We start from the raw sequence: 25,104 nt of genomic DNA, 5'->3' as shown, positions 1-25,104 counted from the left end.
TGACTCCGGGCAGTGTCAGGGGCGAGCGTCAGAGGCCGGCCTTGAGGCTCGCCTGTATGAACGGGTCGAGGTGGCCGTCGAGCACGGCCTGCGTGTTGCCGATCTCGATTCCCGTCCGCAGATCCTTGATCCGGGACTGATCGAGGACGTAGGAGCGGATCTGGTTCCCCCACCCGATATCGGACTTGGTCTCTTCCTGGGCTTCGGCCTCGGCACGGCGGCGCTGCATCTCCAGCTCGTAGAGTTTGGCGCGCAGCTGACTCATCGCCGTGGCACGGTTCTTGTGCTGCGATCGATCGTTCTGCGACTGCACCACGACGCCGGTGGGTTCGTGGGTGATGCGGACCGCCGACTCGGTGGTATTGACGTGCTGGCCACCTGCGCCGGAAGCGCGGAAGACGTCCACGCGCAGATCCGACGGGTCGATCTCGATATCGACATTCTCGTCGTCGATCTCCGGCGACACGAACACCGAGGAGAACGAGGTGTGGCGGCGACCGCCGGAGTCAAAGGGCGACTTGCGCACCAGACGGTGAACCCCGGTCTCCGTGCGCAGCCAGCCGAAGGCGTACTCGCCGGTAACCTTGATCGTGGCGCTCTTGACCCCCGCCTCCTGGCCGGCCGTCACCTCGATGACCTCGGTGTCGAAGCCGCGGGCCTCGGCCCAGCGCAGATACATCCGCAGCAGCATCTCGGCCCAGTCCTGGGCCTCCGTTCCGCCTGACCCCGCCTGGATATCGAGGAACGCATTGGACGCGTCCATCTCTCCGGAGAACATGCGTCGGAACTCCAGGGTCTCGATGTGCGTGGCGACGCGCTGGACATCCGCCTGGACCGCCTCAAGAGTTTCCTCGTCGCCCTCCTCCCGGGCCATGGCGACCATCTCGCCGGCGTCATCGAGCACCCCGCCGATCTCCTCGAGGGTGCTCAGGACGGACTGCAGCTGAGAGCGCTCGCGGCTCAGCCCCTGGGCCCGCTCCGGGTCGCTCCAGACGTCGGGGTTCTCCAGCTCACGCAGGACTTCCTCAAGCCGTTCGCGTTTGCCGGCTTCGTCAAAGATACCCCCTCAGGGCCTCGAAACGCCCTTGCAGGTCTTCGATTTGTTCAAGCAGCGGGTTGATCTCCATGAGCACCTCCGGATACTAAGGGCGCGAATCGTACTATATTCACCCGTCGTTCAGCAGCCTCGAACTTCAGCGCCGGCATCCAAGCCGTGCGCATCGACGGGTGTCTGCGCCGCCGCCGCGGCGCGCCATCCACCCGCTGATCAGGATTGAGGTTCCCATGACCACGACGACCAGTGCCGAGCCTGGCCATCAGAAGCTTGCCTGGGCCCGCGCCCATATGCCGGTCCACAAAGCCCTGCGCGAGCGCTACCGCGAGACGCGCCCCTTCGAAGGCCTATGCATCGCGGTCTGTTCCCACATCGAGGCGAAAACCGGCGTCTTTCTGGAGACACTCGCCGCAGCCGGCGCCGAAGTCGTATTCACCGGCAGTGAACCCGGTTCCAGCCAGGACGATGTGGTCGCGGCACTCAATGAGCAACCCGGGATCAGCGGCTACGCCCGGCGCGGTGTCAGCGAGGCGGAGCTGGCCCGGCTCCACGGCCGCGCCCTGGATCACCAGCCCAACCTGATCCTGGATGACGCCGCCGAACTCACCGCACGACTCGTTCACCAGCGCCCCGAGCTGCTGGACGGGCTGCGTGGGGTCTGCGAGCAGACCACCACCGGTGTGCAGCGGATCCAGGCCATGACGGCCGAGGGCGCTCTGCATTTCCCGGCTTACGCCGTCAACCACACACCGATGAAGCACGAGTTTGACAATATCCACGGCACCGGCGAGTCGGCACTAACCAACCTGATGCTGACAACCAACCTGCTGCTCGCCGGAAAGCAGGTCGTGATCTGCGGCTACGGTGACTGCGGCGTGGGGATCGCCCACAAGGCCCGCGCCTGGGGGGCGCAGGTGACGATCACGGAGGTCGAACCACGCCGGGCGCTACGTGCCCACATGAACGGTTTCGCCGTGCGCCCCATGGAGGAGGCCGCCGGCGTCGGTGATTTCTTCATCACCGCCACGGGCAACCGGGATGTCATCCGCGCCGAGCACGTTGCGCGCATGCGCGACGGCGCGATCCTGGCCAACGCCGGGCACTTCAACGTGGAGATCGACGCCGCGGGCTTGGCCCAGCAGGCCGAATCCCGCTATCCGGCGCGACCGGGTATCGAGGCCTTCCGCATGAGCGACGGCCGCGAGATCCACTTGGTCTGCGAAGGTCGCCTGGTGAACCTGGCCGCCCCGACGGCCATGGGTCACCCGGCCGAGGTCATGGACCAGACCTTCGCGATGCAATTCATGGCCGCGGACGACCTGTTGCGCCACCGCGACCAGCTCCGCGCCGGCGTGCATCCGGTTCCCGACGAGGTCGACGCCGAGGTGGCCCGCCTCAAGCTGGAAACGCTGGGGGTCGGCATCGACGCCCTGACCGACAGCCAGCGCCGGTTTCTCCTGGCTTGGCGGGCCGATGACATCCTTGAAGCGCCCTGAGCGCCACCCCATGCACCGGGCGGGCGGCGAAGCCTCGGCGGAGCGCCGCCCACCCCCCGGCTACTTGCCTGAGGCGAAAACGCGCACTAGGGTATACACGCTATGGCAGATTACAAACGCGACGACAATCCGGACCGTCACGAAGGGCACAGCCGGACTTCCCCCTATCCGGTCAGCCGGCTATCCGCGCCCATCGACCTTGTCGACACCGCCCGCGAGATCCAGGAGGCGGATCAGGCGATCAACAACCGCACCAGCTCAAAGCTGACGGTGATCGCGGATCAGATTCGCGCCCTCCAGGAGCAGGCACGGGAGGTGCTCGAGGAAAGTCAGCGTGACATGGACCTGCACCGGGCCAAGTGCAACTTCACCCGGCGCCCGGGCAGCATCTACCACCTCTACGAGCGCGAGGACGGCGAACTCTACTTCTCCATGCTCGCTCCCGAGGATTGGCGCAACGGCCCGCCCCATACCTACAAGGGGTCCTACCGCCTGGAAGCCGACCTCTCCTGGACACCATTCGACGAGATGGATCAGCCCGATGCCACCCGGGACATGGTGCAGCGCCTGATTGCCGATCACCGCAGCGGCGGCGCCGGCTGAACCCGCCGGCGCCCGCCCTGTCTCCTTCGGGCGCTACTCCGCCTGCCCGGGCTCGGCCTGGCCGAGCCGGCGCACCCGCTGCTCGAGTGCCGCGGCGATGCGCAGCTCGGGCGTCTCTCCCTCGCCTTCGGCATCCAGCGTCTCCGCTGATACGGGCTCTCCGAGGCGGATCGTGATCCGCCCGGGCCTGAGCAGCCGGGTGCCGATGGGCATGACCCGATCGGTTCCCTCGATCCAGACCGGGATGGCCGGTACCGACTGCGCCTGGAGCAGAAGACCCACGCCCGGCTGAAACGCCTGCAGGCTGCCATCGGCCGAGCGCCGCCCCTCCGGGAACCAGACCAGCCCGTAGCCATCCCGTAGGGCTTTCGCACCGAGCGCCAGGCTGCCGCGTGGGCCGGTGTGCGGATCGATGGGCAGCACCAGGCAGGCCCGGCTGACCAGCCGCACCAGACGGTTGGAGAACAGCAGCCCGGTCCAACCACCCCAGCGCATGCGCACGATCCGGGCGTAGCGCATGATCGACCCCAGCGCCGGTGGATCCACGGCGCTCAGATGGTTGGGGACGAGCAAGACCGGGTCGCGCTCCGGCAGGTTCTCCAGGCCTTCCACGCGCACCGGCGCATAGGCCCGGAACAGAACCTGGTCGATGCCGTAGAAGATCGCCCCGAGCAGGCGCTCGAACCGCGTACGCGGCAGCATCCAGCGTAGTTGCTGGTCGCTGAGCATGGCCTCCGGGTCGCGCAGCTGTTCCACCAGGCCCGGCCCGCGGCTCTCATCGGGAGAGATCTCCGCGGCTTCGGCCGCCTCGCGCAGCAGGTCGCGGACGGTCTCGATCCGCCCCAAGGCCTCCTCCTCCAAGGCCACGCCGACGCTACCGCGTAGCTCCAGGGTCAGATCCACCCACCCCAGCGAGTCGAGCCCGAGGTCGAGACGCAGATTGCTGTCCGGGGTCAGGCGCACCCGCGGATAGCGGCGGACGAGCCCCTCCCAGACCCGGCGGGCAGTGGGGATCTGCAGCAGCTGCTGATCCTCCACCGCCATCCGCTCCTCGGGCATGGGACCGGTCTCGGCCGCCTTGGCGCCCTCGCCGAGCATTTCGAACAGCTCTCGCAGCTTGTGGCGGCGCAGCTTGCCCAGGCGCGTCCTGGGCAGCGGATCGGAGCTGACCCGATAGGTGCTGATCTGATGATGGCTCGGCAGGACCCCAGCCGCTTCGTGCAGGGCCTGGTTCAGCCGCTGGCGTACCTGCTCGTCGTCGAGATCCCGGACGGCCTGCGGGTCAGGGAACAGCACCGCCGCCAGGCGCCCCTCATGCTCGAGCACTCCGGCGTCGCGGACGGCCTCGGCAGCGGAGAGCGCGCCCTCGACCCGCTCTGGGTCGACATTCTCGCCGCCGGCGAGGACGATCATCTCGGAGGCTCGGCCCTCCAGGTGCAGGTACCCCTCCTCGTCGAACCAGCCCAAATCCCCGGTGCGGTAAAAGCCGTCCGGGGTGAACACCTCGGCACTCTTTTCAGGTAGGTGCCAGTACCCCTGGAAGACATTCTGGCCGCGAGCGAGCACCTCGCCGGTGCGCGCCCCCTCCTCGACAGGATCGATGCGCAGCTCCACACCCGGTAGCGGCAGGCCGGCCGCCTTCAGGCGCAGCCGATCCGGCGGGTTATAGGTCAGGATCGGCGAGGTCTCCGTGAGGCCGTAACCGGTCGCCACCTCCCAGCCCAGATCCCGCAGTCGCTCGCCGATCTCTGGATTCAGCGGGGCACCTCCGGCGACAACCATGCGCACCGAAGGGGCCATGCGCTGATGCAGGCTACGGAACAGGCGCCGACCCAAGGGCCAGCCCAACCGGTGACGTGCCGTCCGGGACAGCCGGAGCATGCCCTCGAACAGGCGCTCGGCGCGCGCCCCCCGCTCGGCGACGCGGCCGCGGATAGCACCATCAAGGGCCTCGTAGAGCCGTGGCACGCCGAGGATGATGGTGGCATGCCCCTCGCGCAGCGCGCGCACGATCTGCGGACCGAGGACTGAGTACGGCAGCACGATGCTCGCACCCAACGCCAGGGGGGTGATCAGCCCGAGCGTAAAGGGGTAGACATGGTGGTACGGAAGCGGGACGAAGATCCGGTCGTCCCTCTGGGCTAGCTCCTGGCCGAGAAGCGCATTGAGGTTGGCGGTGATGTTGCCGTGGGTCAGCGGCACCCCCTTGGGCATCCCGGTGGTCCCCGAGGTGTAGAACAGCGTGGCCGGATCCGCCGGGGTGATTTCCGGCGCCGCCGGGCCGTCTTCGCGCAACCAGTCCCGCCAGCTTCGTCCGCTCCCCGCCGGTTCGTCGAGACGGATCATCTCCAGCGACTGCTCGAGTTCCAACCCCTCAAGCCGGCGCGCCGCTTCGCCGCCGGTAAAGATCCGCCGCGCACCGCTGTCAGCGAGGGCGTGGGTGAGCTCCGCACGCGGCATCTGGGTATCCAGCGGCGTGACTACCGCGCCGGCATCGAGGATCGCCAGACAGGCAACCACCCATTCGGCGCTGTTCGGCGCGAACAGCGCCACCCGTTCGCCGCGGTCCACACCGGCCTCCACCAGCCCGGCGCTCAGCTGCTGAGCGAGCTCGGCCACGGCCTGGTAATCCCAGCGGTGAAGATCATCCCGATCCAGCGCCCGGACGGCATCACGCTGCCCGCCCTCCTTAAGCCGGCGCACCAGCATCTGAACGGTCTGCAGTTCTTCGCTCACGTTCCCTCCTGTCTTGCGTCGGCAAGGCGTTCGGTCGAGTCGCGGCCCCGAGCCTGATACCATGTTCAGCTTCGATGGCAACCCTGACCGTTGAGAATGGCCGCAAATACGCAGGAACCGACCCGTATCCGAGAGATTCCCTATAACTATACGTCCTTCTCCGACCGAGAGATCGTGGTCCGTTTCCTCGGCGAGCAGACCTGGGACCTGCTCAACGAACTCCGGGGCGAGCGGCGCACTGGGATCTCAGCCCGCATGCTCTTCGAGGTCCTCGGCGATCTCTGGGTTGTCTCCCGTAATCCTTACATCCAGGACGACCTGATCAATACCCCAAGGCGGCTGCGCGCGCTGGTCAGCTCCATGCACCACCGCGTCGACCAGATCTTCGCGCGCGCCGATGGCAACCAGAAAGGCATCGACCTGGGCGAACGGGCTCGCCGCGCGGTCCGCGATTTCGAGCAGCACTATCGCCGTCAACGTCAACGCCGACAGCGCATCAAGCGGCGGCTCGCGCGCCACACACGCAGCGACAACATCTGCTTCGACGGCCTCTCGCGGGTTTCCCACGCCACCGACGCCACGGACTGGCGCGTCGAGATCCCGTTCCTCGTCCTCACCCCGGATACCGAGGCGGAGATCGCCCCGCTGGTGGCGACCTGCATCGAGGAGGGGCTGACCATCATCCCCCGTGGTGGCGGCACCGGCTACACCGGCGGTGCCGTGCCGCTGGACGGCGACTCGGCGGTCATCAACACCGAGAAGCTTGATGCGATCGCTCCCGTCGAGGAAGTCGACCTCCCCGGGGTCGACGGACCGGTGAGCACCATCCATGTCGGTGCCGGCGCCGTCACCCGCCGGGTCAGTGAGCGCGCCGAGGCCCACGGTCGCGTCTTTGCCGTCGACCCCACCTCCCAGGACGCCTCGACCATCGGCGGCAACATCTCCATGAACGCCGGTGGCAAAAAGGCCGTCCTCTGGGGAACGACACTCGATAACATCGTCTCGTTCCGCATGATCACCTCCGAGGCCAAGTGGATCGAGGTCGAGCGCCTGGACCACAACCTCGGCAAGCTTGACGAGCTCGACACGGTGCGCTTTCGGGTCACGCACTACGCCCGGGACGGGCGCACCCAGGAGGGCGAGCCGCAGATCCTCAGTTTCTCGGGCACCTCGTTCCGCAAGCCGGGTCTCGGCAAGGACGTCACCGACAAGTTCCTCGGCGGCCTCCCCGGCGTCCAGAAGGAGGGCTGCGACGGACTGATCACCTCTGCGCGCATGCTCGTCCACCGCATGCCCGAGCACGAGCGCACCGTCTGCCTCGAGTTCTACGGCCACGACCTCCACGAGGCCGTGCCGGCGATCACGGAGATCCGTGACGACCTGCTCGCTGACGAGAAGGTGGCGCTGGCCGGTCTGGAGCACCTGGACGAGCGTTACATCCAGGCGGTGGATTACTCGCCCAAGGCCAACCGCAGCGAGATCCCCAAGATGATCCTTCTCGCCGATCTGGCCAGCGACGACCCCGACGCCGTCGCCGAAGCGTCATCGCGCATCGTGCGGCTGGCCAATGCGCGCAACGGCGAAGGCTTCATCGCGGTCTCGGCGGAGGCGCGGCGGCGCTTCTGGGCGGAGCGTTCCCGGACAGCCGCCATTGCCTCGCACACCAACGCGTTCAAGATCAATGAGGATGTCGTCATCCCGCTGGAGCGCCTGGCCGAGTACACCGAGGGCGTCGAGCGGATCAACGTCGAGCAGTCCATGCGCAACAAGCTCGCTATGCTCGACGAGCTGCTCGACTACCTGAACGGCGACATGCCCGAGGTCCGTCAGGTCAAGGACTTCGAGGACAGTGAGGAAGGCGACCGGATCCTCGCCGACAAGAAGGCAACCGCCCGTGAGCACCTGAGCCGCATCCGCGAGCGTTGGCAGCGGATCCTGGAGGCCTTCGACGACCGCGCCGCCGAGCGTGATGACCTCCTCGATGAGACGGCCCGCGCCGACTGCCGCCCGGAGGACCGGATCATCGATCTGCTCCTGCGGCGCAGCCTGCGCATCTCTTACCGCCGGGAGGTCGAGCGACCGCTGGAGGAGTTCTTCAAAGGCCGCGACTTGCAGCCGGTGCGTGCCCGCTTCACCGAGATCCACGACCGGGTTTTGCGCAGCCGCCTGTTCGTCGCCCTGCACATGCACGCCGGTGACGGCAACGTGCACACCAACATCCCGGTGAACTCCGGCGACTACGGCATGATGCGCGAGGCCGAGCGGATTGTGGACCGCATCATGGAGCTGGCGCAGTCCCTGGGCGGCGTGATCACCGGCGAGCACGGCGTCGGCCTGACCAAGATGCAGTACCTGGATCCGGAGCAGGTGCAGCGCTTCGCCGAGTTCATCGACCGCGTCGACCCGGAGGGCCGTTTCAACCGGGGTAAGCTCATGCCCGGTTCCGGTCTCGAGAATGCCTACACGCCCTCGCTCTTCCTCGTCGAGGAAGAGGCGCTGATCCTCGAGGAGAGCGAGCTCGGCGAGCTTAACCGCGATATCAAGGACTGCCTGCGCTGCGGCAAGTGCAAACCGGTGTGCAGCACCCACGTACCGCGGGCCAACCTGCTCTACTCACCGCGCAACAAGATCCTGGCCGCGGGGCTGATCATCGAGGCCTTCCTCTACGAGGAGCAGACCCGGCGCGGGCTGTCGCTGCGCCACTTCGACGTCATGAACGACGTGGCGGATCACTGCACCATCTGCCACAAGTGCCTCAAGCCCTGCCCGGTGAATATCGACTTCGGTGACGTCACCATCCGGCTGCGGGATATCCTGCAGCGGCGCAAGCAGCGGCGTACGCGCCTGCAGACCCGGGTGGCCATGGGCTTTCTGAACCTCACCGACCCGCGCCTGATCAAGGCCCTGCGCCTGGGCATGGCGCGCTTCGGGTTCGCGGCACAGCGCCAAGTATCGCAGACCCTGCGGCGACTCGGCGTCTTCCCGCTCAAGCGCCGCCCCGGCAGCACGACCGAGCGTTCCAGCATCCCCGCCCAGGCGGTGCACTTCCTCGAGAAGCCGATGCCGTCCAACGTGCCGCCTCAGGGCATGCGTCAGATCCTCGGTGCCGAGGAGTCGGACCATATCCCGATCATCCGCGACCCGCAGAAGACCGACGAGAACAGCGAGGCGGTCTTCTACTTTCCCGGGTGCGGCCCGGAGCGACTGTTCAGCCAGGTGGGCATGGCCACCCTGGCCATGCTCCATGACGCCGGGGTGAAGACCGTTCTCCCTCCGGGGTACCTCTGCTGTGGCTACCCGCAACACGCCGGCGGCTACATCGATCGTGCCAAGCAGATCACTACCGCCAACCGGGTGCTCCTCCACCGGGTGGCCAACACCCTGAACTACATGGACATCCAGACGGTGGTCGTCTCCTGCGGCACCTGCATCAGCCAACTGGAACTCTACGAGTTCAACCGGATCTTCCCGGGGTGCCGCCTGATCGACATCCACGAGTTCCTGCTCGAGAAGGGCTATCGGCTGGAGGGCAGCGAGGCCACGCAGTACCTCTACCACGACCCCTGCCACCCGTCGATCAAGACGCAGAACCCGACGAGCGTGGCCACGGAGCTCATGGGCCAGCCCGTGCAGCTCTCCGATCGCTGCTGTGGTGAGTCGGGGGTCTTTGCCGTCTCCCGTCCGGATATCTCCAGTCAGGTGCGTCATCGCAAGCAGGAGGAGATCCGCCAAGGTGTCGAGTCGCTGACCGGGGCCGAGCGCGCCGAAGACGGCAACGTGCGGATGCTGACCACCTGCCCATCGTGCCTGCAGGGGCTGTCGCGCTATCGCGAGGACACGGGCGTCGAAACCGACTACATCGTCACCGAGATGGCCCGCGAACTCCTCGGCCGGGACTGGCAGGAGCGCTTCACGGAGCAGGCCCGGAAAGGCAGCCTGGAGAAGGTCCTGCTGTGACAACCGTAGGGTAGGCGACGGTGAGCGAGTTGATCGACGAGTTGCTGTGGCGATCCGGCACCTGGGTCCATGGGCATGTCCACGACATCGCCCTGGCCCTGGTGGCCACGCTGCTGGTGGTCTACGGGGGCAGCATCAACCGCTTCGTCGCCCGCCCCCTGCGGCCCTATCCGTGGCTGATGCGCGTGGGTGCCTTTGTCCTGATGTGCGCCTTCGGCTACGGTCTGGTCACGGTCTGGATCACGCCCCTGCTTGCCGAGGCCCTGCTGTATATCGAAACGCGCTACCTGGGCGTCGCGGTCATCGGCGCCTTCCTGGTCATCGGCTGGCTCGCCGAGCGCCGCAACCAGATCTGACGGCACCGTAGCGACCTCACCACAAGGAGTTCCACCATGCTGATCCTGCTGCTGGGCCTGATCCTGTTCCTCGGCACCCACTCGATCCGGGTTGTCGCCGACGATTGGCGGGCCAACCAGATCGCCGCCTACGGCGAGATTCCTTGGAAGGCCGCCTACTCGGTGCTCTCGCTACTGGGGCTGGTTATCGCCATTTACGGCTACGGGCTGACCCGGGTCGATGCCATCTGGGTGTGGACGCCCCCCACCTGGACCGCGCACCTGATGGCGCTAGTGATGATTCCGGCCTTCATCCTGCTCTTCGCCGCCTACGGGCCAGCCAACCGCATTCGCAACGCCATCGGCCACCCGATGTTGCTGGCGGTAGCACTGTGGGCCCTGGCCCACCTGATGGCCAACGGGCGCCTCGGTGACCTGGTCTTCTTCGGCGCCTTCCTGGCCTGGGCCGGCGTGATCTTCGTCTCGGCGCGGGAACGGGATCGCCGTCAGGCCACGACCCCGGCCGAACCGAAACGATTGGGGGATGCTTGGGCCATCGTCGGTGGGCTGATCGGCTACATCGTCTTCGCCCTGTTTCTGCACGTACCGATCACCGGCGTCCCGGCCCACTTGTAGGGACCCGGCACCCGATGGCGGGTCCCGCCAACGGGACCCGCCGGCTATCCTCCCAACCCGCCGGCTGCACGCGACCAGGCCTTGGGGAATAGGCTGACCACGGCACCGCCGCGGTACATGCCGATACCGACGGTATGGCCGTGATGGCGCAATACGCTGTGTCCTCCCTCGGCCAGGCCGACGCAACGCTCCGGCCCGGGGAACAGCGGCTCGCGGCGGAAAAAGGCGTGGACCTCGTCCCGGTCCAGCTCCAGCACGGGCCCCCGGGCACAATGGCCCAGGGCCATGACCCCGGCCGTGGAGGGCTTGGGCGGCCGGGTCTGCGCCCGCACTGCCGGAATCCCGCTGCGCACGACCGGCACCCCTCCCGCCGCGACATGGCCGGAGGCGACCACCTTGGCGTACTTGCTGCCCTCGAAGAAGGCCGTCAGCCCATCCAGAACATCCTCCGGCACTCCGAGTTCGCCCTTGAAGGTCTGCAGCAGAACCCGGGCGCTTGGCTCCTCCTGCACGGCAGGCAGGTCATCCGCTGGGTTCTCGCGCTCACCGCTGCCCACACGACGCAACACCGCCACGAAAAAGCCCCCGGTGTCGTTGTGGTGGGGCCACAGGCGTCCGCAGGACCCCATCTCGGCGCCGTAATGGGCCCCGTCCCATGCCTCCAGGCCTGGGCTCAAGTGCAGCCCCGACACCCTTGCAGGTACCAACTCGAACGCGCCCGGGGCTCGCTCGAGCGCGGCAGCGACCACCGCCTCGTTCTCTTCCGGGGCAAACGTGCAGGTCGAATAGACCACCGTCCCCCCGGGCCGCGTCAGCGCCATCCCGCGCAGCAGCAACCGCTTCTGCCGCTGAACGAGCCGCTCGCGGAACGTCGGTGATGTCGGCTCGGCGGCCGTCGCGGTCTTGCGAAAGGTGCCCTCGCAGCTGCACGGGGCATCGACAACGACCTTGTCGAAACGACCCGCAGCCCAGGGCATGCCCTGCCCGTCGCGAACGGTCTGGGAGACATTGAACAGCCCGTGCCGTTTGACCGCCTGACCGAGAGCTCCCAGGCGGCCGGCACTGGCGTCGTTCGCGACCACGGTGCCCCGATTAGCCAGGGCATCTGCAATCTGGACCGTTTTGTTCCCCGGGGCGGCACAGAGATCGAGGACCCGTTCGCCGGGTCGCGGATCGAGCAGTTGCACGGGCAACAGCGAGGCAGCTTCCTGGATCTGGTAGAGACCGGCGATGGCGCCCCAGTGGTGGCCAGGCCGGAATCCGCCTTCAACCAGTAGAGCATCCCCCTGCCAGCCCAGCGGCTGCGGATCCCACCCCTCGTCCCGCAAAAGGCTGGCCAGCTCATCTCTGGAAAGCCGCGTCGTATTGGCGCGCAGACACGGGGTTAGTGGCCGCTGAAGGGTGCCGCAGAAAGCCTCCCAGTCGTCAATCAGGGGTCGGTAGCGGGTATAGGCGCTCTCACCCCGGGCCAGATCCTCGGGCGGCTGGTATCGCTCTCTTCGGGCCACGCTCCCTCCGGGTCAAAACCGTTTATTGTAACCGGCCGCGAATCCTTCGGGCACGATGGAAGCTGCACAGCGCCCGCGTCCTTCCCAATAACCCTGCAGTCTGTGCGAAACTGCCCCGAAGAAAACCGCCCTTGTGCGGGCCCGGTCCGGGGGTGTGCCGGACGATCCGGGAGGAGACCGATGCAGCAAAGGGGCGATGCCGGCAAACGCTCCGGGGCTTTCACCACCGCCGGTCCGGGCAACGCCCCCGTGGGGGTTCAGACCTGGCTGGCAGCGCTGGATGCCATCGAGGTTCCAATCTTTATCCACGATGCCGAGCACCGGATCGTCGAGGCTAACCGGGCCTACTACGAGCAGGTCGGCCTACACCCTGAAGACGTGCTTGGGCGCCCCTACTACGAGATCTTCCCCCGACGCGACGGCCCCCTGCCCGGCTGCCGCCACGGACTCCAAGCAGCACAATCCGGGCACGGCAAGAACGATCCGACCGGGGACGCGGCGCTGGAAGAACGCTTCACCGTGGATACCGGCGAAACCTTCCTGTCGCGCTCCTTCGCCGTACACGACGAGGAGGGCACCTACCGGCACTCGGTGCACATCCTGGAGGACATCACCGAGCGCAGCCGTGCGGAACGGGAACAGACCCGGATCCACCAGGCCTTGCGCGAGCGCGAGGAGCAACTCCACCGACTGTTCGAGAACATGACCGAGGGCGTGCTGGTGGTCACCCCGGACGGTACCGTGCGTTACGCCAACCCGAGTGCGGCACGGCTCTTCGCGCGCGACAGCGCAACCCTGATCGGGGCCGTGATCGGCCTGCCCATCGGCGGACCCGATGCCCAGGAAATCGAGCTGCGCAGTCCCGGCGGGGAGTTGCGGACGGTCGAGATGCGCGTGCGTGAGATCCACTGGCAGGACCAGCCAGCCCACCTGCTCAACCTGCGCGACGTGACCGAGCGCAAGCGCATCGAGACCGAACTGCGCCAGGCCGCTATCGTCTTCGAAGAGGCCCGGGAAGCCATCCTGGTCACCGATGCCGAACAGCGCGTGGTCGCGGTCAATCCGGCTTTCACCGAGATCACCGGGTATGCCGAGCAGGAAGTCCTCGGCAAGGACCCGGCGCTGCTCTACTCCGGTTTCCACGATGAGGGCTTCTACGAGGCCATCCACCGGGCCCTGGCCGAGCGCGGCTACTGGACCGGGGAGATGTGGAACCGGTGCCGGGATGGCACCACCTTCGCCAGCCTGGTTACGATCCGCGCGGTCTATGACAGTACCGGGCAGCTGACCCATTACATGGCGGTGCTCGCCGATATCTCCCGGCTCAAGGAGTATCAGAGCCAGCTGGAGCGGATCATGCACTCAGATCCGCTCACCGGCCTGCCCAATCGCCTGGTGTTCCAGGATCGCCTCCATCAGGCCCTGGTGACCACGCAGCATCACACCGGCTGTTTCGCCGTTCTCTCCCTGGATCTCAACGATCTCAAGGCGATCAACTACAGCCTCGGCCACGCGGTGGGCGATGCCATCTTGCAGCAGCTCGCCGAGCGGCTGAGCGCCACCCTGCGCGAGGAGGACACCGTAGCCAGGCTGGGCGGCGACGAGTTCGGTGTACTGCTCCTCGGCGTCCGGGACGCTAGCGAGGTGGCAACAATCACCGAGGGATTGAGCCGGGCGTTGGATGCCCCCTTCCAGATCGCCGACCGGAGCATTCCCATCGCCGCGAGCATCGGCATCGCTGTCTATCCCGAACAGGAAGCCGGTGCGGCCGACCTCTTCCAGCAGGCGAATGCTGCCATGCATCAGGCCAAGCGCGAGGGCATCAACTACCGCTTCTTCAGCGAGGAACTCACCGAGCAGGCCCGCGAACGGGTTCAGCTGGGCAGCGAGCTGCGCCAGGCCCTCGACGAGGGCGGGTTGGAACTCCACTACCAACCCCAGATCGAGCTGAGTAGCGGTGCCTGGGTGGGGCTGGAGGCCCTGGTCCGCTGGCACCATCCGGTACAGGGCTGGATCAGCCCGGAGCGGTTCATCCCGGTGGCCGAACGCATCGGCCTGGTGACCGCGCTGGGCGCCTGGGTCCTCGAGCAGGCCTGCCGGCAGGGACGCGCCTGGCTCGACGCGGGCTTTAACTTCGGCCGCCTGGGGGTCAACTTCGCCGCCCCGGAACTCACTGCGCCCGATCTCGGCCAGCGCGTACTGGCCACGCTCGAGCGCACGCGGCTACCGGCCCGCCACTTGGAGATCGAGGTCACCGAGCGCCTGCTGGTGGATCCCGATCCGGTGGTGATCGAGCAACTGCAACAACTGCGCGATCACGGCGTCACGGTGGCGCTCGACGATTTTGGAACCGGCTACTCGGCGCTTAGCTACCTGCGGGACCTGCCGGTGGACCGGCTCAAGATTGACCGCAGCTTCGTCGACGGTCTGCCGGAAGACGAGCGCACACTGGCCATCGCCCAGGCGATCGCCGGCCTCGGCCGTAATCTCGGTTTTACCATCATCGCCGAGGGGGTCGAGACACCGGCGCAGCGTGAGGCGCTCATCGGCATCGGCTGCCCCTGGGCCCAGGGGTTCCTGTTCGCCCGGCCCGCGCCGGTCGCCGGGATCGAGGCCATGGCCCCGCACTTCCCGCGGGGCGCCCTATAGCGAAGGAGGCGGAGAAGCCGGCCGCGCAAAATAGAAGCCCTGCAATAGGTCGACACCGACTTCGCGCAGCCACTCGGCCTCATCCCGCTCCTCGACCCCTTCGGCAACGGTCGTGGTGCCCAAATTGCGGGCCATGCCGACCATTGCCTCGACGATGGTCGCCTGCCCCGGGTTGCGATGCACGTGCCGGATCAACTCGCGGTCGATCTTCACGAAGTCCGGCTCAAGATCCTTGAGCAGATTCAGGGAGCCGTAGCCGGCCCCAAGGTCGTCCAGGGCGATGCGGAACCCACCCTGCCGATACTGATCCACGATGTGGCGCAGGTGACGGTGGTCGGAGATCGCTTCGGTCTCGACAACCTCGAAGACAATGCGCCGCGGGTCCAGGCCAAGTTTCTCCACGGCGCCCACGGTGGTGCGCAGGCAAAAGGCCGGGTCGTAGATGGCCGTTGGCCGGAAGTTGATGAACAGGTTGGCCTGAATCCCCTGGAGGTGGCTATCACGGATCGCCGCCACGCGCGCCAGTCGATCCAGGTGAAACTCCAGATCAGCCAACTCCGCCGCCCGGAACATCGCCCCGGGTGCGATCACCCCCCCGTCGCCGCCGACCCCGCGCATCAGGCACTCGTAGGCGAACACCCGCTGCGGATCCCGTGCATCAACGAGGGGCTGATAGTGGATCTGGATCCGCTCGCTGCGGATAACCTCCAGCAGCCACTCGTGCTCGGCGCGAGCCACCCAGGTGGAAAGCGGACGGGACTGGAACAGCGACCGGGCGTCGAACACCTCACCGTGCTCCATGAAGACAGCGGAACCGGCGGCCATCTCTGGTTCGCTCATCAGCGGCTCCAAGGCGGCGAGCAGCACCGGCAGCGCCTGCCCCGGTACCTCGACTCCCATGACCCCGGCCGCCGGGAACCGCACCCGCCACCCGGCGTCACGCAGTCGGACGTAGACCCGATCCCGCGTGTGCTGCAGCGGCGGGGCCAGGTAGAACGTCCCCGGGGCCGGACTCAGATCGGGCAGCTCCGGGCTGCCGGGGCAGATGGTGGGAACTTCAATGGTCATCGGTACGCTGCTCTCCTTGGGTGACGACTCCGTACGGTGGCGGACAGCCCCGCGCTGCTGCGGTTTTTTCACGCCTAGCCTAATGCATGGCCCCGGAGAACTCCCATAGTGGTGCCGGCGAATCTGGCACAATGCGGCTGTCTCACCACAACGGGGGTTCCCATGGAAGATCCGCGCGCTGTCTCCACGGGCATTGCCGGCCTCGACGAGATCCTCGATGGCCTGCGCCTGGGGGACAACGTCGTCTGGCGTGTCGAAGATCTCGACGACTACCGGGCATTCCTCAGGCCTTTTGTGGAGACCGCCCGCGAACAGGGGCGTGCCATCATCTACCTGCGCTACGGGCAGCACGCCCCCCTGCTCAACCCCGGCTCCGGCGTCCGGGTGGTGGAGATCGATGCCCGCGGCGGCTTCGAGGCCTTCACCAGCCGCGTCTATCAGTTGATCACGGACTACGGCCGCGGCGCCTTCTACGTCTGCGACTGCCTGACCGATCTCCTCCAGGCCTGGACCACCGATTACATGGTGGGCAACTTCTTCCGTGTCGTCTGTCCATACCTTTTCGAGCTCGACACGGTCGCCTACTTCGCCTTGTGCCCGCACAGTCACTCCCACGGCACCCTGGCGCGGATCCGCGAGACCACCCAGGTACTGATCGACGTGCGCCGGGCCGGCGATGAGGTGCATATCCAGCCCGTCAAGGTCTGGCGGCGGCACTCACCGACCATGTTCCTGCCCCATCGCCAGCGCGGCGAGCGGTTCTTGCCGGTGACCGACAGCAGCGACGCCACGCGGTTGCAGGACCGGCTGGAGCGCCAGCACCAGGAGGATCGTCAGCGCCGCCTGCTCGACTACTGGGATCGCTTGTTCCTCAGTGCCGGGGAATGCCTGGATCAACCCGCCGACGACCCCCAGAGGTGCGCGATCCTCGAGGAGCTGCTCGGGGCGTTGGTCGGGCACGACCCGCGCCTGCTGGGGCTCGCGCGGCAGTACCTCGGTCTCGACGATCTGCTGGCCGTGCGCGCGCGGATGATCGGCAGCGGGCTGATCGGCGGCAAAGCGGTGGGCATGCTGCTGGCGCGCAACATCCTGCTGGCCGAGGACGCACAACGCTGGCAGGCGGCGCTCGAACCCCACGACTCCTTCTACCTGGGTTCCGACGCTTACTACGCCTACATCGTGCACAACGGATGGTGGCCGCGGTTAATGCGCCAGCGCACCGAGGCGGGTTACTTCGAGGAGGGGCGCGAACTGCACCGGGCCATGCTCGAGGGTGAGATGCCGCCAGAGATCCGCCCGGAGCTCGAGCGCATGCTCGATCACTTCGGGCAGTACCCGATCCTCGTGCGCTCCAGCAGCCTTCTGGAAGACGGCTTCGGCAACGCGTTCGCCGGCAAGTACGAGAGCATCTTCTGCGTTAACCAGGGCAGCCCGGAGCAGCGACTCGCCGAGCTTGAGGAGGCCATCCGTCGGGTTTACGCCTCCACGCTGGCCGAGGATGCCCTGGTCTACCGTCGGCAACGGGGGCTCGATCGCCTGGAAGAGCCGATGGCCCTGCTCATGCAGCGGGTCAACGGGCGCTACCACCGCCATCTCTACCTCCCCGATGCCGCCGGGGTCGGCGTCTCACGCAACCCCTTCGTCTGGGACGCGGGGCTCGACCCAAAGGCGGGCATGCTGCGCCTGGTGATGGGCCTCGGCACACGGGCGGTGGATCGCATCGGCACGGACCACGCCTGTGTCGTCGCCCTCGATCAGCCCCACCGCCGCCCCTTCCGCGACCGGGACGACCTCTACCGGTTCTCGCAGCACGAGGTCGACTGCCTCGATGTCAACGCCAACAGCCTCGCCTCCCTACCCCTGCGGGAGCTGGTTGCCCAGGCCGAGGACCTCCCGCTGGAGCGGCTCGGTGAGCTAGACCGTGCGGCCACGCAACGGGCCCGCGAACTCGGCGACAGCAACCCGGTCTGGCGGTTGACCTTCACCCCGCTGCTGCGCAGCGAGGATTTCGTCACCCGGGCCGCAGCCATGCTGCGGACGCTGGAGTCTGCCTACTGCCACCCCGTGGACGTGGAGTTCACCGTGCATCTGGATGAGGCCGGCACCGCCTCCTTCAATCTGGTCCAGTGCCGCCCTCTGCCCACGCGTGGCGAGGGCTCGTTGGCGCCACTGCCCGAGTCGGTCCCCGAAGAGCGACTGTTCATGCAGAGTGAGGGCCACTTCATGGGCGGCAATCTGGATCTGCACCCGGGGCACATCCTCCGGGTCCACAGCAGCCGCTACGCTGCCCTGAGTCGTGAGGCGAAGCATCAGGTGGCCACACTCATCGGCGTGCTCACCCGCCGCTTGGCCGAGGAGGAACCCGGCGCACCCATCGTGCTCATCGGACCGGGCCGTTGGGGGACCAGCAGCCCAGAGCTGGGTGTGCCAGTCGGCTTCGCGGACATCAGCCGCGTGGCGGTCCTCGCCGAGGTCGCGGAGATGGGATCGGAGGTGGTGCCCGATCTCTCCTTCGGGTCCCACTTCTTCCAGGATCTGATCGAATCGGGGATCGCGTACGTGGCGCTGTTCCCGGGAAGGCCCGGCAGCACCTACCGGCCGCAATGGCTCGACGGCGGCCCGGCACAGCCTGCCGAGACGCCCCGCGGCCAGGGCGCCCCCGACGACGTATCGGCGGCGGTCGAGCACTTCCGCGTTCCGCCCGGAAGACTGCGCCTCGCCGCCGACCTCGTCGAGCAGCGCCTCCTGGCCTACCAGCCCTAGATCAGCCCCATCGCTACCATGGCATTGCTGACCTTGATGAAGCCGGTGATGTTGGCACCGGTGACGTAGTCCCCGGGGACACCGAACTCATCGGCGGTTTCGTAGCAGTTGCGGTGGATGTCGACCATGATCTCGTGCAACCGCTCCTCGGTGTGCTCGAAGGTCCAGGAGTCGCGGCTGGCGTTCTGCTGCATCTCCAGGGCGCTGGTGGCCACGCCGCCGGCGTTGGCCGCCTTGCCGGGACCGTAGGCGATCCGGGCCTCCTGGAACATGCGGACCGCCTCGGGCGTACAGGGCATGTTGGCCCCCTCGGCCAGCGCGGTGCAGCCTTTGTTCAGAAGCTCCCGCGCGTCCTTGCCGCTGATCTCGTTCTGCGTTGCGCAGGGCAGCGCCACGTCACAGGGGACGGTCCAGATGTTGCCATCCTCGACGTACCGGGCCTTCGGCCGCTCGTCGGCATAGACGGAAATGCGCCGCCGCTCCACTTCCTTGATACGCTTGATGCGCTCGAGGTCGATGCCGTCTTCGTCGACGACGATACCACTCGAATCGGAGCAGGCGATGACCTTGCCGCCCAGCTTGCGGATCTTGTCCATGGCGTAGATAGCCACGTTGCCCGAGCCGGAGACCACGCAGGTCTTGCCCTCAAGATCCTCTCCACGGGCCTTGAGCATCTCCTGCAGGAAGTAAACGGTGCCGTAACCCGTCGCCTCCTTGCGGGCGCGGCTACCGCCCCAGGTCAACCCCTTGCCGGTGAAGACACCGGATTCGTAGCGGTTGGTGATCCGCTTGTACTGGCCGAAGAGGTACCCCACCTCTCGCTGACCGACGCCGATGTCACCGGCGGGCACATCGGTGTACTCGCCGAGGTAGCGGTAGAGTTCGGTCATCAAGCTCTGGCAGAACCGCATGATCTCGTCGTCCGAGCGGCCCTTCGGATCGAAGTCGCTACCCCCCTTGCCGCCGCCGATGGGCATGCCAGTGATGGCGTTCTTGAACACCTGCTCGAAGCCAAGGAACTTGATGATGCCCAGGTACACCGAGGGGTGGAAGCGCATGCCGCCCTTGTAGGGGCCCATGGCGCTGTTGAACTCCACCCGGAAGGCGCGGTTGATGTGGATCTCCCCGTTGTCGTCTTGCCAGGGAACCCGGAAGATGATCTGACGCTCCGGCTCGCAGATCCGCTGGATGATCTTGTGGTCCGCGAACTCCGGGTACTTGCTCATGACCGGGCCGAGGGTCTCCAGGACCTCGTGCACCGCCTGGTGAAACTCACTCTCGCCAGGGTTGCGGCGAACAACATCCTGATAGATCGGTTCCAGTTTCTCGTCGAGCCGTGCGGTCATCTTCTTCTCCGTTTTTCAGTGCCCCGGAGACCCGTGCGGCCCCCGACAGGACGATATCTCTTCTCCGGCGGGCGCCCGGACGGATCCGGCACCCACCGACAGGATCTCAGGCGCGGGAAGTCTGCACTAAAAACGGACCCGTGTGCACCATCCCGGTGCCACGGCGATCATCTCTGTGCGGCATACGGTCGCCGGTGAACGGCTCAGACGCCGCGGATCGCCCCTGCCATCCGCTCGATGCCAGCGAGGGTAAAGACCAGGATGATCAGGATGATCAGCACTGCCACCGACCAGGTCAGCACACGCCCCCAGAACGTGCCCTCAAGGATCTCTCGCAAGCGGCCCATAACGATACCCCAATCTCTCGCGACCACGGTCTCGGCCTCATCGAGAGTTTGATGCAGCGTGCTCCTGCTCGTTCCACGCTGCGACATCAAGCCGTGGGCAGCTTTGCCACGTCAGTTGTTGCCGCCCGACGGCCCCTTGCCGCACATGTCCGCGATCGCGCAGACCCCGCACCCCCCGTGACCGGCCCCTTCCCCCTCCGGCGTGGTAGGCCCGAGTTCCGGGTGCCGGCGCGCGAAACGGCGCGCCGCACCCTGGACACCGACCCAGCCGACAACCAGCGCAAAGATGACGAGGAACGCCGCAACGTAGGTGCCCATATCGGCTACCCCCCGAGTCCAGCGAAGCCCATGAACGCCAGCGACAGGACCCCGGCCAGCATCAGGCTCATCGCCGCGCCGCGGGCCACGGAGGGCACGTCGGCCAGATCGACCTGCTCGCGCAGGCCCGCCATCAGTACGATCGCCAGGATGAACCCGGCGCCGGCGCCCAGGCTGTAGGTCACCGACTGCAGGAAATCGTACTCGTAGCTGGTCTGGAACAGCGCCACGCCCAGGATCGCGCAGTTCGTGGTAATCAGCGGTAGGAAGATGCCCAGTGCCCGGTAGAGGGGCGGGCTGAACTTCTTCACCACCATCTCCACCAGCTGCACCGCCGAGGCGATGACGGCGATGTAGGCGATCAGGCTCAGGAACTCGAGCTCGAAGTAGCCCAGCACGATGTTGATGCCGTAGGCGGCCAGCGACGCGATGAGCATGACGAAGGCACTCGCCACGCCCATCGGAAAGGCCGTGCCCAGCTTGCCCGACACCCCGAGGATGGGGCAGATGCCGAGGAACAGGGCGAGCACGAAGTTGTTGATGATCGCCGCATTGAGGAAGATGTAGCTCAGGGAATCAGCGTCCATCGGCGGTCGCCTCCTTACCGGCAGCGGCGCGCTTGTTCTGCCGCTCCTTGATCCAGGCAAAGAGCAGCAGCCAGCCGGCGAGCACGAAGAACCCGCCCGGCGGCAGCAGCATGATCACCCAGGGCTCGAAACTGTCGGCGAAGACCTGAATACCCAGGATCTCCCCCGCCCCGAGGAGCTCACGCACGGTCCCGAGGCAGAGCAGTGCCAGCGTGAAACCGGCCCCGACGCCGAGGGCGTCAATCAGCGTCTTACCCAGCGGCTTGCGCGACGCGAACGCCTCGGCCCGGCCGAGGATCATGCAGTTGGCCACGATTAGCTGAATGAACGCCCCGAGGGCGTTGTAGATATCCAGGCTGATCGCCTGAATCGCGTAGTCGACCACCGTGACGAAGCTCGCGATGATCACGATATAGGAGGCGATGCGCACCTCCTTGGGGATGAAATCGCGCAGAATGGAGACCAGCCCGGTGGAGCAGACCAACACGAAGGTCGTAGCCAGCCCCATCGCCAGCGCGTTCTCGGTGGTGTTGGTCACGGCCAGCACCGGGCACATCCCCAGGAGCATCACGAAAACGGGGTTCTCCCGCCAGATGCCGCTGAGGAAGGTATCCATGGTGATCGGTTCTTGCTCACGCTTGGCAGCCATCACTCATTCCTTTCCAGCTCGGACCAGTGCCCCTGGAGCTGCGGCAGTCGCTCGTCCGCGCTCCGGTGCAGCATGTCTCCGATGGCTTCGGCGGAGACGGTGGCCCCAGTGATCCCGTCAATATCGCCGGGATCCTCGCGCTCTCCCGGGTCTACGGTGCGGATGCCGTGCTTCAGTCCGGTACCGTCCTCATTCAGTGAGGCGTCCAACCCTTCGATACTGCCCAGGAAGTCCGGATCGGTCTCGATCCGGTCCCCCAGACCCGGCGTCTCCTGGCTCTCCAGGACGGACATGCCGACAATGCACGCGCAGGACGGGTCGTAGCCGTAGAGGATGCGGATCACATCCGCATACCCTCGCCCCGAGGCCTCTAGCGCCACTCCGGCCAGGGCGCCGTCCTCGGTATAGCCGGCGTGGATGATCGGGCCTCGCTCCTGGGCGTCCTCCTTCGGCACCGGGCCCTCGTCGGTCAGCACGAAATCCCGGCGTTGCGTAGCCCCGGGGATGACGTCGAAGACCGCCTGCTGCAGCGCCCGTTCGTGGTTCTCGGCGATGATCGGCCGGGTCCACTCGACCACGCTGACCACCAGCAGCCCGGCGAACAGCGCGATCACCCCCAGCGTCCCGATCAGTCGCAGGCTGGAGGTCGGCGTCGGCGCCATCTGCTGGGACTGGGCTGCTTCGCTCATTACCCCCTCCTCTTGCGCAGGCCATACATCCGCGGCTGGGCAATGCGCTCGATCAGCGGCACCGCCGCATTACCGAGCAGGATCGCGTACATCACACCCTCGGGAAGACCACCGAAAAAGCGGATAATGACCGTCAGGAAGCCGATCAGGATGCCGTAGATCCAGATTCCGGCCGGCGTTACCGGCGACGAGGACATATCGCTGGCCATGAAGAAGGCGCCCAGCATCAGGGCCCCGGAGGCCAGCACGAAGAGCGGATCCGGGTAGGCGGCGGGATCTAGGGCGTAAAACACGCCGGCCGTGGCCGCGGCACTGCCCAGCACCGAGACCGGCACGCGCCAGTTCACCGCGCCACGCAGCACAAGGAAAAGGCCGCAGACGAGGACCAACAGCGCCGAGGTCTCCCCGGCCGAGCCGGCGATGGTCCCGAGCATGAGGTCCCACGTTTCGGTGGCGATCTGCCCCTCGAACTTCCACTCGGCCAGCGGGGTCGCCGTTGTGTACGCGTCCACCGAATCCGGCGTCATGAACGGCAGGGCCAGCGTCGACGGCAGAAACTCCGTGAAACGATCAGCCAGGCCGGCCTGCGTCCAAGTGGAAGACGCCTCGGGGAAGGCCGCGGCGGCGAAGGCACGGCCAAGCAGCGCCGGGTTGAACGGGTTGTAGCCCAACCCCCCGAACAGCGCCTTGCCCAGGGCGATGGCCACGAAAGCCGATACCGCCGCCATCCACAGCGGGAAGGCCGGCGGCAGCGTCAGGGCCAGCAACAGCCCGGTAATGACCGCACTGTAGTCCCCGATCGTACTCGCACGACCCGATAGCTGATTGAACAGCTGCTCGGTCAGGACCGCCGTGACGGTGGTCACCACTAGCAGTGCGGCGACACTGATGCCGAACTGGTAGACCGAGAAGGCACACACCGGCAGCAGAGCCAGGACCACCGAGCGCATGATGCGCTCGACCGTGTCCGGCTCCTTGATGTGGGGCGATGTCTTGATCTCGATACGCGGGCGCATTAAGAGGCTCGCTCCCGATTCAGCGATTTGGCAATCCGGAAGTACTGCACCAGTGGGATGTTCGAGGGGCAGACGTAACTGCAACAGCCGCACTCGAAGCAGTCATTGAGATGGAAGCGCTCTTCCATGGCCTCGTACTGCCGCTTGGCTGCAAGCCGCCCGAGCTCAGCCGGGTTGAGCCCCACCGGACACACCTCCACACAGCGACCGCAGCGGATGCACGGCTGCGTCGGCGGGCGATCGGTCTCATCGCCGACCCCCTCGGGCAGCACCAGCACCCCCGAGATCCCCTTCGTGACCGGCACATCCAGGAACGCCACCGTGTTCCCCATCATCGGCCCACCGAGGATGATTCGGCTCGGATCATCTCCCTCGAAGCCGACCTCCTCGAGCAGGTAGCGCAGCGGCGTGCCGACAGGGACCCGATAGTTGCCGGGGCGTTCCACGCCGGGACCGGCCACGGTGATGACGCGCTCGATCAGCCCCTCCCCACGCGGGAGCAGGTACCCGAGCTGCGCCATGGTGCCGATGTTGTTGACCACGGCCCCGATCTCGTAGGGCAGGCCACCCGAGGGCACCTCCCGGTCAAGTAGGGCCTTGATCAACATCTTCTCCGAGCCTTGGGGGTACTTGGACTTGAGCTGCACCACCCGGATGGCGTCTTCTTCGGCGACCGCCTGCTGCAGCGCGGCGACGGCATCGGGCTTGTTGTCCTCGACGCCGATCACCGCCTCCGGAGCACCCACCGCCCGCATCGCCAAGCGCACGCCGGCGATGATGGACTCGGTGGCTTCGATCATCAGCCGGTGGTCGGTACTGAGAAAGGGCTCGCATTCGCAGCCGTTGACCACCAGCGTGTCGATGGCGTAGCCCTCCGGCACCGAAAGCTTCAGGTGGGTAGGAAACGACGCCCCCCCCTGCCCGACGATCCCGGCGTCCTGAATGGCCTCGATGAGCTCCTGACGCGAGAGGGCATCGAGATCCCGCTCCCGGCTCCAGCGCACCACCTGACTATCGCCCGGAGCCGTGCGCAGGAGAATCGCCTCGGTCTTGGGACCGCGGGCGGTGGGCATGAGCTCGACCCCCTCCACGGTACCGGTCACCGGGGCGTGGATCGGAACCGAGGGCCAGCCATCCGCCTCGGCGATCGGCTCACCGCGGCTCACCTCCTGCCCACGGGTCACCAGCGACCGCGCCGGACGCCCGAAGTGCTGCGTCAGCGGCAGCACCATGCGCGGGGCAAACGACAGACGCCGAATGGGCTGCTTGCGGGTCTGATCCTTGCGCCCCGGGGGCTCAATCCCCCGGGGGAAGGTCAGTCCACCCAGAAAGGACAGCACGCTCATG

The 25,104-nt window shown here is 66.9% G+C and carries 19 protein-coding genes; 7 read left to right on the top strand and 12 right to left on the bottom strand.

Going from position 1 to position 25,104, the window contains the following annotated elements:
* Positions 1-28 precede the first annotated feature (28 nt).
* Positions 29-1,127 (bottom strand): peptide chain release factor 2 gene (prfB, locus tag LRG10_RS04570; RefSeq protein WP_201242539.1). Its coding sequence is split into 2 segments (ribosomal slippage): positions 29-1,054 and positions 1,056-1,127, totalling 1,098 coding nucleotides; the frame shifts between segments, so codons are not numbered across the junction.
* Positions 1,128-1,284: 157 nt separating this feature from the next.
* Here prfB and LRG10_RS04565 point away from each other — a divergent pair.
* Complete coding sequence (locus tag LRG10_RS04565) at positions 1,285-2,550, top strand: adenosylhomocysteinase (protein WP_238634799.1); 1,266 nt, start codon at positions 1,285-1,287, stop codon at positions 2,548-2,550.
* Positions 2,551-2,652: 102 nt separating this feature from the next.
* On the top strand, positions 2,653-3,153 hold the full coding sequence (locus LRG10_RS04560) for a DUF2452 domain-containing protein (RefSeq protein WP_201167302.1): 501 nt from the start codon (positions 2,653-2,655) through the stop codon (positions 3,151-3,153).
* Between the two features lie 33 nt (positions 3,154-3,186).
* Here the strand turns inward: LRG10_RS04560 and LRG10_RS04555 are convergent, their stop codons facing one another.
* Positions 3,187-5,862 carry an AMP-binding protein gene (locus tag LRG10_RS04555; RefSeq protein WP_255772080.1) on the bottom strand — a complete coding sequence of 892 codons (2,676 nt, stop codon included), beginning with the start codon at positions 5,860-5,862 and terminating at the stop codon, positions 3,187-3,189.
* Between the two features lie 123 nt (positions 5,863-5,985).
* On the opposite strand from LRG10_RS04555, the gene LRG10_RS04550 reads away from it, so the two are divergent.
* The 3 genes from LRG10_RS04550 to LRG10_RS04540 are packed head-to-tail and all read left to right on the top strand — an operon-like array spanning position 5,986 to position 10,817.
* On the top strand, positions 5,986-9,846 hold the full coding sequence (locus tag LRG10_RS04550) for a DUF3683 domain-containing protein (protein ID WP_238634797.1): 3,861 nt from the start codon (positions 5,986-5,988) through the stop codon (positions 9,844-9,846).
* A gap of 20 nt (positions 9,847-9,866) precedes the next feature.
* The gene (locus LRG10_RS04545) at positions 9,867-10,202 is read left to right on the top strand and encodes a DUF3392 domain-containing protein (RefSeq protein WP_201167309.1); all 336 of its coding nucleotides are present in this window, start codon (positions 9,867-9,869) and stop codon (positions 10,200-10,202) included.
* Positions 10,203-10,238: 36 nt separating this feature from the next.
* Positions 10,239-10,817, top strand: coding sequence for an NnrU family protein (locus LRG10_RS04540; RefSeq protein ID WP_238634796.1), 579 nt, complete (start codon positions 10,239-10,241; stop codon positions 10,815-10,817).
* A gap of 44 nt (positions 10,818-10,861) precedes the next feature.
* Here the strand turns inward: LRG10_RS04540 and LRG10_RS04535 are convergent, their stop codons facing one another.
* Positions 10,862-12,325 (bottom strand): RsmB/NOP family class I SAM-dependent RNA methyltransferase, encoded by a 1,464-nt coding sequence (locus tag LRG10_RS04535; RefSeq protein ID WP_238634795.1) that lies wholly within the window; start codon positions 12,323-12,325, stop codon positions 10,862-10,864.
* Positions 12,326-12,505: 180 nt separating this feature from the next.
* Between LRG10_RS04535 and LRG10_RS04530 the strand changes: the two genes are divergently transcribed.
* Positions 12,506-14,974 carry an EAL domain-containing protein gene (locus LRG10_RS04530; protein WP_238634794.1) on the top strand — a complete coding sequence of 823 codons (2,469 nt, stop codon included), beginning with the start codon at positions 12,506-12,508 and terminating at the stop codon, positions 14,972-14,974.
* Here the strand turns inward: LRG10_RS04530 and LRG10_RS04525 are convergent.
* Positions 14,969-16,042 (bottom strand): EAL domain-containing protein, encoded by a 1,074-nt coding sequence (locus tag LRG10_RS04525; RefSeq protein ID WP_201167333.1) that lies wholly within the window; start codon positions 16,040-16,042, stop codon positions 14,969-14,971. The genes LRG10_RS04530 and LRG10_RS04525 overlap by 6 nt on opposite strands.
* 162 nt (positions 16,043-16,204) lie before the next feature.
* On the opposite strand from LRG10_RS04525, the gene LRG10_RS04520 reads away from it, so the two are divergent.
* Positions 16,205-18,805: a PEP/pyruvate-binding domain-containing protein gene (locus LRG10_RS04520; protein ID WP_238634793.1), complete on the top strand. Its 2,601-nt coding sequence runs from the start codon at positions 16,205-16,207 to the stop codon at positions 18,803-18,805.
* Here the strand turns inward: LRG10_RS04520 and gdhA are convergent.
* From gdhA to rsxC, 8 genes are all read right to left on the bottom strand, one after another.
* Positions 18,802-20,151 (bottom strand): NADP-specific glutamate dehydrogenase, encoded by a 1,350-nt coding sequence (gene gdhA, locus LRG10_RS04515; RefSeq protein ID WP_201167339.1) that lies wholly within the window; start codon positions 20,149-20,151, stop codon positions 18,802-18,804. The two genes, LRG10_RS04520 and gdhA, sit on opposite strands and share 4 nt — an antisense overlap.
* A 203-nt stretch (positions 20,152-20,354) precedes the next feature.
* Positions 20,355-20,498, bottom strand: coding sequence for a hypothetical protein (locus LRG10_RS04510; protein ID WP_201242549.1), 144 nt, complete (start codon positions 20,496-20,498; stop codon positions 20,355-20,357).
* A gap of 111 nt (positions 20,499-20,609) precedes the next feature.
* Complete coding sequence (locus tag LRG10_RS04505; protein WP_201167345.1) at positions 20,610-20,816, bottom strand: hypothetical protein; 207 nt, start codon at positions 20,814-20,816, stop codon at positions 20,610-20,612.
* A 5-nt stretch (positions 20,817-20,821) separates the two neighbouring features.
* Positions 20,822-21,403, bottom strand: coding sequence for an electron transport complex protein RnfA (locus LRG10_RS04500; RefSeq protein WP_201167363.1), 582 nt, complete (start codon positions 21,401-21,403; stop codon positions 20,822-20,824).
* On the bottom strand, positions 21,393-22,052 hold the full coding sequence (gene rsxE, locus LRG10_RS04495; RefSeq protein ID WP_201242552.1) for an electron transport complex subunit RsxE: 660 nt from the start codon (positions 22,050-22,052) through the stop codon (positions 21,393-21,395). The genes LRG10_RS04500 and rsxE overlap by 11 nt, the downstream gene beginning before the upstream one ends.
* Positions 22,052-22,741 (bottom strand): FMN-binding protein, encoded by a 690-nt coding sequence (locus LRG10_RS04490; protein ID WP_201242553.1) that lies wholly within the window; start codon positions 22,739-22,741, stop codon positions 22,052-22,054. The genes rsxE and LRG10_RS04490 overlap by 1 nt, the downstream gene beginning before the upstream one ends.
* On the bottom strand, positions 22,741-23,757 hold the full coding sequence (locus LRG10_RS04485) for an RnfABCDGE type electron transport complex subunit D (RefSeq protein WP_201242554.1): 1,017 nt from the start codon (positions 23,755-23,757) through the stop codon (positions 22,741-22,743). The genes LRG10_RS04490 and LRG10_RS04485 overlap by 1 nt, the downstream gene beginning before the upstream one ends.
* Positions 23,757-25,103 carry an electron transport complex subunit RsxC gene (gene rsxC / locus LRG10_RS04480; RefSeq protein ID WP_201167375.1) on the bottom strand — a complete coding sequence of 449 codons (1,347 nt, stop codon included), beginning with the start codon at positions 25,101-25,103 and terminating at the stop codon, positions 23,757-23,759. Before rsxC ends, LRG10_RS04485 begins: the two co-directional genes overlap by 1 nt.
* Between the last annotated feature and the right edge of the window lies 1 nt (position 25,104).

Origin of the sequence: Halorhodospira sp. 9628 (genome assembly GCF_022228075.1) — a bacterium.
In the GTDB taxonomy this organism is placed as follows: Bacteria; Pseudomonadota; Gammaproteobacteria; order Nitrococcales; family Halorhodospiraceae; genus Halorhodospira; species Halorhodospira halophila_A.
The sequence above is the reverse complement of the archived record's forward strand: the minus strand, read 5'-3'. Positions and strand labels throughout refer to the sequence as shown.

What these genes read in the sequence shown, in the direction of transcription:
- LRG10_RS04565 (WP_238634799.1), top strand. Translation starts at nt 1,285, where the DNA reads ATGACCACGACGACCAGTGCCGAGCCTGGCCATCAGAAGCTTGCCTGG.
- LRG10_RS04560 (WP_201167302.1), top strand. Translation starts at nt 2,653, where the DNA reads ATGGCAGATTACAAACGCGACGACAATCCGGACCGTCACGAAGGGCAC.
- LRG10_RS04555 (WP_255772080.1), bottom strand. Translation starts at nt 5,862, where the DNA reads ATGCTGGTGCGCCGGCTTAAGGAGGGCGGGCAGCGTGATGCCGTCCGG.
- LRG10_RS04550 (WP_238634797.1), top strand. Translation starts at nt 5,986, where the DNA reads ATGGCCGCAAATACGCAGGAACCGACCCGTATCCGAGAGATTCCCTAT.
- LRG10_RS04540 (WP_238634796.1), top strand. Translation starts at nt 10,239, where the DNA reads ATGCTGATCCTGCTGCTGGGCCTGATCCTGTTCCTCGGCACCCACTCG.
- LRG10_RS04530 (WP_238634794.1), top strand. Translation starts at nt 12,506, where the DNA reads ATGCAGCAAAGGGGCGATGCCGGCAAACGCTCCGGGGCTTTCACCACC.
- LRG10_RS04525 (WP_201167333.1), bottom strand. Translation starts at nt 16,042, where the DNA reads ATGACCATTGAAGTTCCCACCATCTGCCCCGGCAGCCCGGAGCTGCCC.
- LRG10_RS04520 (WP_238634793.1), top strand. Translation starts at nt 16,205, where the DNA reads ATGGAAGATCCGCGCGCTGTCTCCACGGGCATTGCCGGCCTCGACGAG.
- gdhA (WP_201167339.1), bottom strand. Translation starts at nt 20,151, where the DNA reads ATGACCGCACGGCTCGACGAGAAACTGGAACCGATCTATCAGGATGTT.
- LRG10_RS04510 (WP_201242549.1), bottom strand. Translation starts at nt 20,498, where the DNA reads ATGGGCCGCTTGCGAGAGATCCTTGAGGGCACGTTCTGGGGGCGTGTG.
- LRG10_RS04505 (WP_201167345.1), bottom strand. Translation starts at nt 20,816, where the DNA reads ATGGGCACCTACGTTGCGGCGTTCCTCGTCATCTTTGCGCTGGTTGTC.
- LRG10_RS04500 (WP_201167363.1), bottom strand. Translation starts at nt 21,403, where the DNA reads ATGGACGCTGATTCCCTGAGCTACATCTTCCTCAATGCGGCGATCATC.
- rsxE (WP_201242552.1), bottom strand. Translation starts at nt 22,052, where the DNA reads ATGGCTGCCAAGCGTGAGCAAGAACCGATCACCATGGATACCTTCCTC.
- LRG10_RS04490 (WP_201242553.1), bottom strand. Translation starts at nt 22,741, where the DNA reads ATGAGCGAAGCAGCCCAGTCCCAGCAGATGGCGCCGACGCCGACCTCC.
- LRG10_RS04485 (WP_201242554.1), bottom strand. Translation starts at nt 23,757, where the DNA reads ATGCGCCCGCGTATCGAGATCAAGACATCGCCCCACATCAAGGAGCCG.
- rsxC (WP_201167375.1), bottom strand. Translation starts at nt 25,103, where the DNA reads ATGAGCGTGCTGTCCTTTCTGGGTGGACTGACCTTCCCCCGGGGGATT.